Origin of the sequence: Veillonella rogosae JCM 15642, assembly GCF_002959775.1 — a bacterium.
Classification (GTDB): Bacteria; Bacillota; Negativicutes; order Veillonellales; family Veillonellaceae; genus Veillonella; species Veillonella rogosae.
The window spans coordinates 28,688-44,339 of record NZ_PPCX01000002.1; the positions used below are offsets into that span (position 1 = coordinate 28,688).

General features: G+C 34.7%; 17 protein-coding genes. 16 read left to right on the forward strand and 1 reads right to left on the reverse strand.

Annotated elements, in window-relative coordinates; all coding sequences use genetic code 11:
- Window positions 1–10: 10 nt before the first annotated feature.
- On the reverse strand, window positions 11–1,354 hold the full coding sequence (locus VRHSUH09_RS00375; protein WP_105081064.1) for an MATE family efflux transporter: 1,344 nt from the start codon (window positions 1,352–1,354) through the stop codon (window positions 11–13).
- 266 nt (window positions 1,355–1,620) lie between these two features.
- Between VRHSUH09_RS00375 and VRHSUH09_RS00380 the strand changes: the two genes are divergently transcribed.
- The 16 genes from VRHSUH09_RS00380 to VRHSUH09_RS00460 all read left to right on the forward strand — a co-directional run bounded on the left by VRHSUH09_RS00380 (window position 1,621) and on the right by VRHSUH09_RS00460 (window position 15,643).
- The gene (locus VRHSUH09_RS00380; RefSeq protein ID WP_105081065.1) at window positions 1,621–2,280 is read left to right on the forward strand and encodes a TerC family protein; all 660 of its coding nucleotides are present in this window, start codon (window positions 1,621–1,623) and stop codon (window positions 2,278–2,280) included.
- Between the two features lie 174 nt (window positions 2,281–2,454).
- Window positions 2,455–3,123 (forward strand): TerC family protein, encoded by a 669-nt coding sequence (locus VRHSUH09_RS00385; protein ID WP_105081066.1) that lies wholly within the window; start codon window positions 2,455–2,457, stop codon window positions 3,121–3,123.
- Complete coding sequence (gene rlmD, locus VRHSUH09_RS00390) at window positions 3,123–4,598, forward strand: 23S rRNA (uracil(1939)-C(5))-methyltransferase RlmD (RefSeq protein ID WP_105081067.1); 1,476 nt, start codon at window positions 3,123–3,125, stop codon at window positions 4,596–4,598. Before VRHSUH09_RS00385 ends, rlmD begins: the two co-directional genes overlap by 1 nt.
- Window positions 4,599–4,642: 44 nt before the next feature.
- The gene (locus VRHSUH09_RS00395) at window positions 4,643–5,353 is read left to right on the forward strand and encodes a hypothetical protein (protein WP_105081068.1); all 711 of its coding nucleotides are present in this window, start codon (window positions 4,643–4,645) and stop codon (window positions 5,351–5,353) included.
- Window positions 5,354–6,379: 1,026 nt separating this feature from the next.
- Window positions 6,380–6,967 carry a DUF6037 family protein gene (locus VRHSUH09_RS00400; protein ID WP_054747278.1) on the forward strand — a complete coding sequence of 196 codons (588 nt, stop codon included), beginning with the start codon at window positions 6,380–6,382 and terminating at the stop codon, window positions 6,965–6,967.
- A 218-nt stretch (window positions 6,968–7,185) separates the two neighbouring features.
- Window positions 7,186–7,599: a hypothetical protein gene (locus tag VRHSUH09_RS00405; RefSeq protein WP_054747275.1), complete on the forward strand. Its 414-nt coding sequence runs from the start codon at window positions 7,186–7,188 to the stop codon at window positions 7,597–7,599.
- Between the two features lie 231 nt (window positions 7,600–7,830).
- Entirely contained in the window at window positions 7,831–8,271 is a 441-nt protein-coding gene (locus VRHSUH09_RS00415; protein WP_054747270.1) for a hypothetical protein, read from the forward strand.
- Between the two features lie 93 nt (window positions 8,272–8,364).
- Entirely contained in the window at window positions 8,365–8,844 is a 480-nt protein-coding gene (locus VRHSUH09_RS00420) for a pyridoxamine 5'-phosphate oxidase family protein (RefSeq protein WP_105081069.1), read from the forward strand.
- A gap of 105 nt (window positions 8,845–8,949) precedes the next feature.
- The gene (locus VRHSUH09_RS00425) at window positions 8,950–9,603 is read left to right on the forward strand and encodes a DUF4304 domain-containing protein (protein ID WP_105081070.1); all 654 of its coding nucleotides are present in this window, start codon (window positions 8,950–8,952) and stop codon (window positions 9,601–9,603) included.
- 113 nt (window positions 9,604–9,716) lie between these two features.
- Window positions 9,717–10,778, forward strand: a complete 1,062-nt coding sequence (locus tag VRHSUH09_RS00430; protein WP_105081071.1) for an ankyrin repeat domain-containing protein — start codon at window positions 9,717–9,719, stop codon at window positions 10,776–10,778.
- A 27-nt stretch (window positions 10,779–10,805) separates the two neighbouring features.
- Window positions 10,806–11,204, forward strand: coding sequence for a hypothetical protein (locus tag VRHSUH09_RS00435; RefSeq protein WP_054747266.1), 399 nt, complete (start codon window positions 10,806–10,808; stop codon window positions 11,202–11,204).
- Window positions 11,205–11,224: 20 nt separating this feature from the next.
- Window positions 11,225–11,695, forward strand: a complete 471-nt coding sequence (locus VRHSUH09_RS00440) for a glycosyl transferase family 4 (protein WP_105081072.1) — start codon at window positions 11,225–11,227, stop codon at window positions 11,693–11,695.
- Window positions 11,696–11,724: 29 nt separating this feature from the next.
- Window positions 11,725–13,239 carry an SMI1/KNR4 family protein gene (locus tag VRHSUH09_RS00445; protein WP_105081073.1) on the forward strand — a complete coding sequence of 505 codons (1,515 nt, stop codon included), beginning with the start codon at window positions 11,725–11,727 and terminating at the stop codon, window positions 13,237–13,239.
- A gap of 179 nt (window positions 13,240–13,418) precedes the next feature.
- On the forward strand, window positions 13,419–13,784 hold the full coding sequence (locus VRHSUH09_RS00450; RefSeq protein ID WP_054747298.1) for a hypothetical protein: 366 nt from the start codon (window positions 13,419–13,421) through the stop codon (window positions 13,782–13,784).
- 119 nt (window positions 13,785–13,903) lie between these two features.
- Window positions 13,904–14,482 carry a hypothetical protein gene (locus VRHSUH09_RS00455; RefSeq protein WP_054747262.1) on the forward strand — a complete coding sequence of 193 codons (579 nt, stop codon included), beginning with the start codon at window positions 13,904–13,906 and terminating at the stop codon, window positions 14,480–14,482.
- A gap of 138 nt (window positions 14,483–14,620) precedes the next feature.
- Window positions 14,621–15,643, forward strand: coding sequence for a DMP19 family protein (locus VRHSUH09_RS00460; protein ID WP_105081075.1), 1,023 nt, complete (start codon window positions 14,621–14,623; stop codon window positions 15,641–15,643).
- Window positions 15,644–15,652 lie beyond the last annotated feature (9 nt).

The window sequence follows — 15,652 nt, forward strand, 5'->3', positions numbered from 1 at the left end:
AGTATATTATTTATTTTTGTTGACGCTGAATGTACCAAGTACGCCAAGTGAACAATATACCTGCTGCTAGTACGCTAGCGAGTAACCCAATCCATACGCCAAATGGTCCATAATTAGGATTTTTAGCAAGGATATAAGCAGTAGGGAAACATACGCCCCAATATGATACGAGGGAGATGTATAGTACTACTTTTACATCCTTGTAAGCTCTTAGTATACCTTGTAATGGAGTACCGATGGCATCGATAGCGGAAAAGAATACGCCATATCCAAGGAATTGATAAATAAGACCATATACTTCATCATCATTTGTGAATAGGTCCGCAATATCATCCATATGGGTGAACGTAAAGGCACAAATGAGTAACGCAATGATGATGGCCATTACGCGAGCGATGTAAGAATACTGAATGGCCTCCTTTTTACGCCCTGCACCAAGCTCGTAAGCAACGGCAATAGTAGAGGACATAGCAATACTGAGTGGTAAGCAGTAAAATACATTAGTAAAGGAAATAACTGACTGATGGGCTGCTACTACGGCAGATCCAAAGTGAACCATCAAGAGGCCAGCGATACTAAAGATACTAGCTTCTAAGAAGATGGAACCACCAATAGGAATACCCACATGTAATTGCTCACGAATATAGTGGAAGCTTGGACCTTTAAAGTCTTTATAAATACGATAACCTTTAAGCTTCGGATGTAATAAAATAACCAAGCTAAAGAGGATAAAGTTAGTCCAACAAGCACCAGCTAAACCGTAACCAGCGCCAACACCACCGATTTCAGGAAAACCGTAGTGGCCAAAGATGAGTGCATAGTTTAAGAATACATTAATCACAAAGCTTGTAAAAACGATAGCCATAGAGTAATGTGTTAACCCATGGGAATCAACTGTATTACGCAAAGTATTTACCCAAAGTAGAGGGAATAAACCAAGGGCAAAAGCTTTCAGATAACTAATGCAAACCTCAGCGGCAGCAGGTTCTAAATTTAACGTAGTCAGTAATGGGCGAAGTCCCCATATACCGATTAGTAAAATGATAAATGCTAGGCCTGTACCAATGAAAAGACCTTGATGGAAAATCATGGAAATATCATCCGTCTTCTTAGCTCCCAATAGCTGAGAAATGATCGGTGTGATACCTAACAACGTTCCTTGTGCAAAGATATAGAACAGGAGCCATAAATTATACCCCGTAGCGACCCCAGCTAAATCTATCGTACTATATTGTCCCGTTAAAAAGATGGCTATAAATGTACCACCTATAAGGGAAAATTGCGTTATGCACATAGGAGTAAATAGCTTAATGAACAACCATAACTTTTGTAATATAGAATATGTTTGATACATACTAACCTCCCTTTTATTGATATACTATACAATATCATAAAATTGCTTAATTTAATAGATAAAACCTAGAAATAATAGGAATTAAATCTATTAATCAATAGCGGTTATATTGTTGATTTTGAGAATAAAAATAGTTATGAATTCCCACTCATGAAGGTGAAGAATGTATGAGAAAAATGTATATATATGTTAATAATTGAATTTTACACTACCTAACTATATCGATTATAATATATATACTATAGTTTAATTCTAAGGAGGATACATTGGACATCTTAACTGTACAAGGCTTATTGGCGATGCTTCAAATCATCGTTATCGATATTTTATTAGCTGGCGACAATGCTATCGTTATCGGTATGGCGGCTCGTAACTTGCCAGCTCATTTACAGAAAAAAGCAATATTCTGGGGCACTGCAGGTGCCATTATTCTACGCCTTGTTATGGCATTCTTATTCGTAGAAGCGTTAAACAACATTCCTGCTCTACGTTTAGTAGGTGGTATCCTTCTTTTATGGATCGGCTACAAGCTCGTTGCTGATGATGAAAGCGAGCATAATATCGAGGCTAAAGATAATTTACGTGCTGCCATCACGACAATTGTCATTGCGGACGGTATCATGGGCATCGATAATGTTATCGGCGTAGTGGGGGCTGCTGGTGGTGACATGACATTAGTTGCTATCGGTATGCTTATCACTGTACCTATCATCATTTATGGTAGTACTTTGTTTGTGAAAGTAATTGAACGCTTCCCAATCATCCTATACGTAGGTGGTGGTATCCTCGCTTGGGTAGGTGCTGCTATGAGCGTGGAAGATAAATTAATTTCTCACACTGTTGAACCATATGCACTGCTCATTAAAATAGCTGCAGTAATCCTCGTAGTAGGTGCATCTCTATTAGCAAATAAACTAAAAAAATAATGAAACATATCTCTTCTTCTAGTAATAGGAGGAGAGATATTTTTTGTAAAAAAACATTCTTAATAGAAATCATCATAAGGACTAAGCCCCATGTATAGATGAGAAAATATAATATTTATGGTATAGTTAAGGGATAGTTATAGAATTAGTAGACTGAATTGAGGTAAGTACAAAATGGAATTTTTAGAAGTCGCTACATGGATAACCATTAGTAAAATTATTTTAATAGATATTTTATTAGCAGGAGATAACGCTGTTGTTATCGGTATGGCTGCGGGCAAGTTAGCTCCAGAACTACAAAAGAAAGCCGTAATTTGGGGTACAGTAGGTGCCATTGTAATGCGCCTTGTATTTGCTACTCTTTTAGTAGAGGCTCTTACTTTAATTCCTCTTATTCACTTAGGTGGTGGCCTAGTACTTGTATGGATTGCCATTCAATTATTAAAAGGTGGAGACGAAGATGCACATATCGAAGCTAAGAATTCATTAATGGGTGCTATTTGGACGATTATTGTAGCTGACGCTATGATGAGTATTGATAATGTCATCGGTGTAGTAGGGGCCGCTAAAGGTCATTTAGAGCTTGTTATTGCAGGTATGTTAATTACTGTTCCAATTATCGTATTTTGCTCTACATTATTTGCCCGAATTATTAATAAATTCCCTGTCATTCTTTGGGCTGGTGGTGCACTCCTTGGTTGGGTGGCAGGCGAAATGATTGTGGAAGATCCATTCCTTGTTCCATATATTCAAGGGGAAGAATTACTGGTGAAAGTAGGTACAGTATTCTTCGTACTTGTTGTGACAGGTATGATTAAAATTTGGAAGAAAAGAGACGCGTAATGAACGGTACTAATCGTACATCTCGTAAACATAAATCGAAACAACAGAATAGAAGAGGGGCTCGTTCTAATCAAGGACAGAACACTAGTGGTACAGTATCCAAAAAGCAACAAGCTATACTCAATGCACCTGTTAAACTAGGTGATGAAGTGCTCGTTACAATTCACGGTATTGGTAGCAGCGGTGAAGGGGTAGGTCGTGTAGACGACTTTACTGTCTTTGTGCCCTTTGCCTTGCCTGGAGAAACTGTCAAAGTAGTCATTAACATGGTGAAAAAGACGTATGCTACAGGTAGACTATTAGAGATTGTTACAATGGCGCCTAACCGAATCGATGCTAGCTGTGAACTCTATGGCTTCTGTGGGGGATGCCAACTACAACACATTACCTATGAAGGGCAGCTTTCACTGAAAACACAAAAGGTGAAGGACGTTATTGAACGCATTGGTCATCAAAATCCAGACCTTGTAAAACCTGCATTAGGCCCTAAAGAACCATGGGCATATCGCAATAAAATGCAGATGCCTGTAGGTGGCAGTAAAGGCGATATTCAAATGGGATTTTATGCGATGGGGTCTCACGATATCGTGCAAGGTACAAACTGTCCTATTCAAGATGAAGGGAATAATATCATTGCTCAAGCGTGTTACCAAATCGCTAAAGAATTTGATATTGAACCGTATGATGAACATACAGGAAAGGGTGTACTGCGCCATATTATTGGACGCATTGGACAATCTGGATGGATGATTATCCTTGTAACTGCTACAGATTACTTACCACACCAAGAAAAGTGGGTAGAAAAATTAACAGAACGAATTCCTCAAGTAGAAACTATCGTTCATAATGTAAATGGTAAGCGAACTAATGTTATCTTAGGACCTAAAAATAATGTCCTCTATGGGGATGGGACGATTACAGACCATATTAAGGATTTACAGTTTACATTGTCCCCACATTCATTCTTCCAAGTTAATCCAGAACAAACTACAGTACTTTACGACCAAGCTCTTGAGTATGCGGACCTTAAAGGTGATGAAACCGTTATCGATGCGTACTGTGGTACGGGGACCATTTCATTGTTTTTAGCTCATAAGGCAAAACATGTAATAGGTATTGAAATCGTAGAACCAGCCATTATCAATGCGCGTGAAAATGCGAAATGCAATGGCTATGATAATACAGAATTCATCGTCGCTGATGCGGCTGTAGAAATGCCAAAACTTTACAAGGCTGGCGTACGACCAGACGTCATCGTATTCGATCCAATCCGTGCAGGCTGTAAAGAAGAAGTACTAACCTCTGCAGCAGGGATGGAACCAAAACGTATTGTTTACGTATCCTGTAACCCAGCTACCATGGCGCGAGACATTGAAATCCTTACACACTACGGCTATGAACTAAAAGAAGTACAACCTGTAGACATGTTTCCAATGACAGCGCATGTCGAAGCGGTGGCTTTGCTTACAAAATAATGTTGATTAATTTTAAGCCCTACAATTTATATGAAGGAGTAACTATGATTTTAAGAAAAAGTTTTATTATTTTTTTACTTATGTTAGTGACAGCAACAACTGTATATGCTGAAAAAGTAGAAAGTTTATATAACCCTCAAGTTATTGAACAACATTATATAACTAATGAAGATATTTCTTTAGCAACAGCTTTTGGTCAATCTTTATTTGATAAAAAAAATGTTAAAATGATTTCTACTGCAAAGAAAAAATTTGTTAAAAAGCGATATGGTGGTTTATTTCCAATGAATGAATTACAGGGGACTGTATATGTTCAAACACCATTTGCAATTTATGCAAATACGGCATTAGAGGATGTTCGTGAAATAGCAAGTAACTATTCAACTAGAAATGCTAATAATATATTACAAGTTAGATTCTTCCTCTATATGCCTGAAAGTAGGATGCATAATGATACTAATAATATAGTTTTTACTATAGTACAGAATGGAAATACATATTATCCAACTAAAACAGTGCGTGGAGATGATCAATTTGAAGGCCCTGATATGTGGGTAACAGTGGGGTATCAATCACAATTTGACTTATCTAAACTTGATGTTAATAGTCCTTTTGAGGTTCATATTAAGTCTGATGTCGTTAAAGTTGGGGAGGCAGTAATTCCTTTCCCACCATTAAATTCATCCAATAAATATGTTTTAGATGATTCTTATTCACTTCATAGTGGTGATAGAGTATTTACTACTAAGAAGTAATAGTATTGTAATTAAATTAATAAACTAATAGGTAGAAATGTAAAAGAGATTCTATCCTTATTACATCTAATTTTAAAAGATGTGATATAGGTAGGATCTCTTTTATATTATAGTTTGTCTATGATGTTAGGAATTTAGAATTCTTGTGGTATGTTTAGTTTATAATCTATAACTAGAATTTAAATTTCATACTTACAGAGTAAGTACGTCCTGCTATGGCTTCATCATTATAGAATATTCGATTAAATAGATTTTGAACGCCAAGTTTGATATGTACCCCTTTTAATGGATAACCAGTAAATGGGGTACATATCAAGCGAAGGGCTTTTACTATACACTCATATATATAAATATAATATAATATGATTAGTGACAATCACTTTAAAAATATAGGTCATGGGAAAGAGACTTGATACAGGTAAAAGCTTTAGGTACTTTTAAATCTGTACCTCATATAGTAATAGATATTGTTAATGTATTTCAATATGGTCAAAATTATAAAACAGGCGGTAGAGAAGCTGAAATATAATTAGGTTGGCTTTAGAACCTATTATCATAATTATATTGCTGTTCCTATGAAGGCGAATCTTAAGACTGTACTTAAAGACTTTCTAGGAGCAGATAAAGAAAATTGTATTTTAACTTATGGATATATTGACCATACAGCAGGACTGACGCTTGAGATATTGGCAGCAGGATATAGAAGTGATGATGTATGGGGTTAGCTTTTAAAGGATGAAAATCAACCTGAAGGATGATGGATACGAATTGAAGCACTAGCTGAACATCATATAGTAGGTACATTACTAAATGAGCTATGTCAAGATTTTGGATATCATGCGGGAGAAAAAATTGTATTTTTGGCTTAGAAAACAGAGGGTGAAAAGATTGTACTTTGTTCTAATATGAATCCTAGCGCAAAAATTACTGATGCTATTGATTCCGGAAAATAGCCTATTAGATGAGATGTATCAGTACTTTCTTGATATGGGAATAGATGCGTTATAGAAAGAGGTGATTAGAGGAATGTTTAAATTTGATTCACTCCAAATTTTACATCAGGATATGATGAAGAAAGATGAGTCGAGGGATTTATTCCCATTTTCATATAATGGAAAAAACTTTAGCTGTATATTTGTAACAGATATTACGCCTATAAGATTATATTTGACGACATTAGGTAATGCTCCTATAACTTTTGAATTGGAGATAAACAAGGATTATTGTACAAGTCCCTATCTTGATGATTACAAACTACTAGTAGCTTATTTAGATATTAAATATGATCCTAACTACAAATTTAAGCCTGTTGATTTTTTTGAAGCCTTAAATAGAAAAATTCCTCGTGTATTTATGAATGCTCCAAGTTATAAAGAAGTAATACAAGTTGCTTCCTTAAAACGAAATATTGAAGAGGCAGATAAAATATATTTCTGTGGTTGGAGAAGTAATCCACTAGGTAGTTCTGTTAGAGAGAAAAATTTAGAAAAAACAAGAAGCGCATTTGGTGACCAAATTGCAGATATGTGCAAACAGAAAAATATAAGTTCTCGATGGACTGATATTGATAGTGAGGAAGATTTAGCTCGTCTAAATGAAATATATATGTTATAACGATAACTTTTTAATCGATAATATTTAGTAGACACAATTGATTATAGGTGCTTACAATATAAAATGGCGTAGATGTTCTTCTTGTCCTGTCGAGACACGTTGAAGCGGTGACCTTGTTTACTAGGAGATAATAGACGATCATATAATCAAATCTAAAATAGCAAATATTAGCATCCACTTTAAATTACAATGTTAGATATAAACTTATGAGGGATAATATGGAGTTTATACATGATAGAAAGGGTAACATCCTTTTTAGCCTTCAGGGTAGCAAAGTAAATAGAATCAAATTTCATAATAAAACATTGACGTTAACAGCTGACGAAATGTATCAATTGGTAGATGGTGAAGAAAAGGCATTCCCCGGCGAAATATGTTTTAAAAGTTGTGATGTAAACGTGTGTAATGTTCTAATATTTAATAAAACTTTATGTGAAGGTCGCTTTTATGGAAAGTCTCTTTGTTTACGTGATTTTTTGAATGAATATGCAGACTCAGAATTTGAAATAATTACTGAAGGTTATTTTGGTAATACAATTACATACACTGGGTGGCTTTGGGAAGAAGGAAAAACTCCCGTATCTGCCATTATGTATATTTGGAATAGCGGCGACATGGTGTATCGTGTCTAAAAGTAAAATTAACAATGCAAACAAAAGGAATTGGAAAACAACTGTTAAATCATGTAAATAGAGTTAAATCCATATTGGAATTACGCGTATATCAGAAAACTGAGAAAGCAATTAAATTTTATTTTCGAGAGAAATTTAGTATCCAATCTGAAAATGTAGATGACAATACGGGAGAAAAGGAAGTTTTAATGGTTTGGAATCGTTAACTTCTGATTTATGGAGTGAACTATAATGGTATGGCTAAATCCAGTAGATTATAAAAAACAGGAATATATGGAGCTAAGGCTTAATGCACCATTAGGTGAGCACATACGATTAGACTTTAATCCATTCAAAATTTCTGATGTGTCTGGTCATGAACCAAGTTGGAAAGATTGGCACTGTTATAGAAAGCCATTACGTGTTTATAGTCCAGATTTTGATGTTTTAGTTTCTTATTTTAATAAAGTATATCCTATTATAGATGCATCAGATAATACTGAAAGAGATAGCTTTGATGTATGCTTTGATAATTGGATTAAGCAAGATGACTGGATTAAAATAATTCATAATATTGAAGTTGATCTTATAAACTATAGTAAAGTAGAGCAAGATTTTTTAAAGACATTTATTGATTGGATTAAGGAAGCACTTCAACATACATCTATTATAGTAGTTGAGGGAAATCTTTAAACTGGAAAGAGTACTCTAAAGTTGATGATACTAATAGTGGTACTTTTATGTATCTTGTAAATATGATTAATAAATAAATTTAGGAGCTATATTATGTTTAAACCAATTCGTAAAAAGATAAATGAAATAGATCGTAATGCTGCAGAAGCTTTATTACAATCTAATCGTCGAGGTATTTTAGCCATGAACGGCGATAATGGTTACCCTTATGCTATTCCGATTAATTATTTTTATGATTGTGCAGGGCAAAAAATTTACTTTCATGGAGCTAAAGCGGGTCACAAAGTGGATACATTGAAAACTTCAGATAAGGTATGTTTTACTGTATATGGTAATGAGCGAATTGATGAATCTGAATCTTGGGCGCCGTATGTACAAAGTGTAGTCGTATTTGGAAGATGTCGTTTATTAGAAGCCGGCCCCGAATCTATAGATCGATTAAAAGAATTTGCTATGAAGTATTATCCTGATGAAGCTTTAGCTGATGAACAAATTGCTCGTAATGGGAGAGCAACACAAATGTTTGAAATTACCATTGAGCATATGAGTGGTAAACAAGTACAAGAGAAATAATAGATTAGCCCTTCGCATAAACTAAGGGCTTTTACTATATAATCATACTAGTAGATGTAATATAATTAAAATAAACAAGTTATAAGAAATTTGAGGAGTATTAGTATGACATTGAAGCCTAGAGAAATATGTGAAAAAGCGTGGCAGGATATAGCGAGTCATTTTCCAGATTTTAAGGTGACTGGCAAAGGACAGAAGTTAAAGAAAATCTCTAAAAATAAAGATCTTACATTTGAAATCTGTTTTCAGGCTAACAGAAATAATTATGCGTGTAGTGTAGAATTTGTTCCACATGTTTTTATCTATTCAAAAGATATGAAGAAGGCTAATTATCATAATGGATTTGTTTATGGCGGAGAACTTGGAAGCTTATTAAATAGAAAAGCTTGGCACTGGTGGCAATTAGCAGGAGCAAGCTATCAGTATACTGTAGATGAAGTTAGCAAATTACTTGAGGAACATATCATACCAGTATTTGATGATTTTGAAGATACAGAAAGTAATATTGAAAAGTTTATAGATGGAGATATAATTGATCATAACTTACTGTATTATATTTATCACTTTGGTGGGAAAGATAAAGCTCAGCAATATTTTAATAAAATAATAGAAAAAGATAAGTTAAGAAGTAAATATATTGGCTTTTATAATCATTTGAAAGACTTGCCGAAGGAAAGTATCTTATTAGATGAAGGAGAGTTTTATGGAGCTGATATGATTAAGTTTGCATATCTTAATGGAATTGAAATAGAAAAATAATAATTAAGCCCTTCGCTTATGCTAGGGGCTTTTACTATACACTCATACTTATAAATGTAATATAATGTAATTAGTGATAATCATTTTAAAAATATAGTTCATGGGAGTGAGACATGATACAGTTAAAAGATTTAGGTACATTTGAATCTGTACCTCACATTGTAACAGATATTGTAACAGGAAATATTAGCGCTTTAGAAAATGCATTAGCCAATGGTTGGGATATTAATATACCTATAGAAAATGGTGAGTATAGTGAGCATACACCCTTAGAATTAGCTTTAGTCATGTGTTGCTTGCCAAGTATTCAATGGTTAGTGGAGAATGGCGCTGATCTTAATGATGAAGAAAATCCAAGTTTCTTATTAGCTGTACGGTATGGTAATAAAGAGATTATCGATTATGTTGTGACTCATGGTGCTAATGTTCACGCCTTGAACCGTGTGAAAGTAGATGCCTTTCAAGCTGCCTTATATGGCAAGAAATATGAGCACTTACAGATTATTCATGACTTAGGCCATACGGTACAGAAGTATGGCGGTAAAGCTTTCAGAAATGCCATTACAGATAGAAATTATGAGGTTCTAGATTTCTTTATTCATAATGGTGTAGATATTAACTACAATAAGCCTGATTCTGTATATCCCTTTAAGCCAACACCATTGTGCGTAGCAGCACGGTATGTAGATTTAAAGATGTGTAAATACTTGGTAGAACATGGCGCTGACGTGACCATCACGGAAAAGGATGGTATGCGCCCCTATAGCATTGCTATTGAAAAAGGCGATATGGAAATGGCAGAGTATTTTAAATCCTTAGAGCCTGCTGAGTTTCATGATATACAAAATAAAATGGATCAATTAAAGCCATTTAAACTACCAAAGGCGTTAGTATCGTTTCTAGAGGGAGATACTCTCTATTTTGAATTGCCAGACTCCGATTTTATATCTATAGAGTTCTTCTCACTTACAGATACGATTCCATTTAAATTAGGTCGTCGTAATCTATTACGTTTATCTAAAGAACTAGGTGAGTATAATGAATGGCAAATTGTGTGGGACCCTAAGTCTAAAAAGATTTCTTGTTATGATATAGAACATCAAGAACTGCGAGAGCTTTGTAAATTTGATGAGTTTATGTCCGATATGGCAGGTCAATTAGAAACCTTGTTTTAGGGTATATCGTAAAGGAAAGGCAAACATATGACAGATACATTTGAGAAAACATATACGGATTGGTCCATTGATGTAGGCACCTATAAATATGAAGGTATTACACTGAATGAAGTTGAACAAAATCTGTATGCTATTGAGGACCAAGAGCAAGACTTCGTAGTTATTTCTCCATCAAAGGCAATCTCCATAGATAATAAACTGTATAACTTTGTACAGGTTTGTAGTGATCGAGATACCGATTTATTACACATAGAGCTTAGTGTAACTAATGATGGTGACCGAGGCGCCATCATATATGGTAAGAATGAGCTGGGCCATCAAGAGGTATTACAGATAATAGAAGATTTTATTGCTCATCATAAGGTGCCATCATTAGATGATTGGGAAATCGTGTTAGATTTAAGACCTGAGATTGAAAGCCTGTAAAGGATACTGTGGAGCTTATTATGCTATATACACCGAATAACCTTTTGTATAAGTATATTCGCTATCGATTTAGACGGATTCAGATAGAATGTAATATGGTATACGATGTAACACCAGAGGAAGAAGATGAGATTTGCCGTGATCTGTTAAAAAAGAGAGTGAAGATATTGGTTCCAGTTGGCATATTATATGCATTGATCTTTGCCGTAAGTTTCGTTTGGCTATTAGGAACAAGTGAAGAATTAAACCCGCTAATGCAATGGGAGATAAAAGTCTTTGACTATGTCACACCCATTTTAAATACCATCGATTTTAAGTGGTATGCATATTCACTTGACCTATTGCGAGTAGCAGTTATTTTAGCGCCTATAGCGATTATAAATGCATCTCCTTATATCCTTGTTTCCTATATGGTTGATACCATTTTGATACGACGCAGGGTAAAAGCTTTAATTAAAGAATATTCCACTGATGAGAAACCATTTGATTAAGATAATCTATGTAACTAGGAGAGCGTATTATGAATGATCTAAAAGACTTTAATTGGACCGGATTTTGGAACGATGTTGATTATGCATTTGAATCTTATATAGGTAAACCTGTTACAGATAAGGATATTAAGGATGCTGAATCTGAGCTAGGCTATACATTGCCTGCAGCATATATTGAATTACTTAACAATCATAATGGCGGTGTATTGAATAAGAACTGCTTTATAAATAATAATGGCGACTGTGTATATGTAACCGGCATATATGGCATTGATAGAGATAAAAAGAATTCTATATTGGGGCAGTTTGGCAACGAGTTTTGGATTTCTAAATGGGAGTATCCTCCTATCGGTATCGTTGTAGCTGATACGATTTCTGGTGGTCATGATATGATTTTCCTCGATTATCGTGAGTGTGGTCCTACTGGTGAACCTAAGGTAGTACGTGTTGACCAAGAAGGTGATTACTCAATCACTCTGTTAGCAAATAACTTTGGTGACTTTATTAAGAACTTATATATCAGTATAGAAGAGATTACGGATGAAGAATTTCAATCTTTAAGTGATGCGGAAAAGGTTAAGCTCATTAACGAACAAGAGGACCTAGATGTTGATCGTGCTATGGAGCTAGTAACTAACATGGGCATCGATAATTTGTCGCCTATATTGCTAAGCACCTTAGGACGTATGTATAACAATAATGGTCGACCAGAAGAGGCTATCGAGTTATTTGATCGTATAGATGAGGCACATCGTGATTGGTCTTGGTATTATCGTTGTGGTTATGCTCATGCGTCTTTAGCATGTGGAGAAAGCTACGAATCTGAACATGTACAGAAAGCTTTACAGTTAATAGAGACGGCCATGAAAATGACAAAGGATGACCACTTAGATAAACAACTTGGTTGGTGTTGTGAAGTTGTAAAATATCTATTAACTCAAATTAAGCCAAAAGAGTACAAGGCGGATTATCCTGTGATATTTGAAACCATTGAAAATTTCTACGATAAGAAAAATAGTAAAGATACTACAGAACATAAAAATATTGAAGATATTAATGAATATGAAGAAGTTAATTATCCTACATATGATGAGGTTCATTGGGTATTTAATAAACATACGTATAGCAGAGAAGAGTTTTCAAAAGAATACAATAAAGCAGTAGAGAAATATGTAGATGAGGATAAAGCAGATAACGACGATATATTAGCTGAACCTGAAATTCTAGTAACCTATGAAGCTTGGATTGAAAGTGTAGACCAACTCTTTGATAATGAACGTGTAAGCGACGAAGAACTACTTGAAGACGATAAAGAAGATGGTATGTGGCAAGTAGAAATCATGGCTCATCTCGTAGCGGATAATGGTACATATTTTACAAGAGAAGAGTTGCTCTTTAAATTGCATAATCTAATGGCCAATAAAGAACTGGGTGATCACGTATTCTTTGAAGGTATTGAATACGAAGGCCATGAATGTGAAGGTTACGGGCTTATAGATAACGAAGATGGTATACCTGTATTCTATACATGCTGTGGTAGCTAACTAATAGAGATATAATAGATTAGCCCTTCGCTTATGCGAGGGGCTTTTACTACATACTTAGAAAGTATATACTTTTGTGCTTTAAGCTACGTTATTTTATATAGCCTTAATGTAAAATATTGAGAAAGTATTTTAGTGATTTTGAAATTGAAGCATTGATAAGGAGAGAGAGGATGCCTATGAGTGAAAATGAACTCGTATATAATGAGAGATATTGTGATTATAGACTTCTTTATGAAGGCTTAGAATTTTGTTGGGATGAGAAACCATCAGGTGATTATTTAGATACTGTAAAAGTTCTTGCCAAAAATTACCATAAAAATATTGATAAGATTGCTGCTTTTATGCTTAAAGACATTCGAGAAATGTATGATGAATCTATTACTATAGATGATGTGAAAGAACGGATCGGTATCCCTCAAATTGATCCAGAGCTAGGTACTGTAACCTATTGTGAACAAACCTTTGATTATACGCATATATTTTGCTTTGAATTTTGGGACGATGAGTTTGAAGATTTAAATTACTTTGCTATTGATGGCTGATATATTGCCATAAAAATGGCAAAACAGCTACTTTAGATACATAGATTAGTTTGGTGTTGTGAAGTAGTAGAGTACTATTAACCTCTATTAGTTCAAAGGATGACAAGGAGGATTATCCTATGATTTTTGATACGATTAAAAAACTGTTTAACAAGGATGAGAATACTGAGCAGATTGAATATCTCGGTACTGATAAAGATGGTAATAAAATATATGAAGGTTACTATCATGAGTTTAAGGGAATTCCTTGGGTTTTCAATAAAACTACTTATACTAGAGAAGAGTTTCTTAAGGCGTTTTATGAATGCTTAGAAGAGCATAATGTTAATCGTGATAATTTACCGCCATTAGTAGAGCCTGAAATTCTTGTAAGCTATGAAGCATGGATTGAAAGTAAAAGTCAGCTTCACTCTAATGAATACTTGTACGAAGACGATGAATTAGAAGAATACGATAAAGAAGATGGTATGTGGCAAGTTGAAATCTATGCTCGCCTAAAAGCAGATAATGGACAGTACTTTACTACTGAAGAGCTTCTTTTCAAGCTACATAACTTAATGGCCAATAAAGAGCTCGGTGATCATGTATTCTTTGAAAATCTAGCCTATGATGACCATGAATTCGATGCTGACGATGCCGACGATGTTTCTGATGATGATGAAGGAACTCCTGTATTTGTCGTATGGCTTGGTAGCTAGTAAATAGCTGTTTTGTTATAAACTATTATTTTAAAATTAGTCAGTTATTGTTTTGTGATTATTATTTTGTGTTGTTTGTTATTATTATGATAAGATGAGTTCATATACATATTAATGATATGAGGGGAAGTGTATTGTATGTCTATGAGTGTTGAGCAATTTTTATCTTTGTCTGATGCTGAACAGTTACAAACTATTAAAGATCTTAATGATATCGGTCAAGAGGAAATCATTATCGATGTATTGACGGGGGTTGGCATCGATAACTTATCTGTACCTTTATTAGGCGAGCTTGGTAGAGCCTATAACAATAACGATAAGCCAGAAGAAGCTATTAAAGTATTTAAAGCCATCGATACAGAACATAGAGATGCAGTGTGGCATTATCGCTGTGCGTACTCCCATGGCTCTATTGCTTCTACTAATCATGAGGCTTATACATCAGAGAACATGCAACAGATGTTAGCTTTAGTAGATAATGGTGTACAATTAGCGACTAAAGAAGGTCGCAATGATATAAAGGAATACTGCTTTGAAGTCATGGATATGTGCCGTTTACAAATGGACTTTGAAAAATGTGAAGTTGACTATCCTGATTTATGCTTAAACTATAGCAAGTATATAGCAGAGAAAAAGAAGAAACGAGAAGGTGTGCCTCGTCAACGAACGATCACTGTAGAAGAAATTTTAGCTACAGATGATATGTGGACTATTAATGAGCCTGCTTATTGGACTATCAATATATATGGTTCTTATGATGACTATTTAGAATCTGCAAAAGGCTTCACCGTAGAGCAAAGATATCTTAACGCTATATGCTGGTATTTCGCTGAGGTTAATAATGGTGGGCATTATCAGTTTTTCTATAACTCTACAGGCATCGTATGGGAGGATGCTTTAGCGGGGTTGCGTCTATTCAATATGAAAGAGTTGGCAGATAATTTCCAATCAGTACTAGATTTCTTTGGCGGTACTGTACCATTTGATAGAGCGGAACGATGGTACTTATTACCACAATCTGAGAATAATCCAGAATTCTTTGATTTCCTTGATGAAAAAGATGATGTAGTCTATGAATATGAAGGCATCTTTGAAGATGTATTTGTACATGAACATCCTGAACTATTTGTATTTGATGGAACCTATACAGTCTCAGAATAATATTGGTGT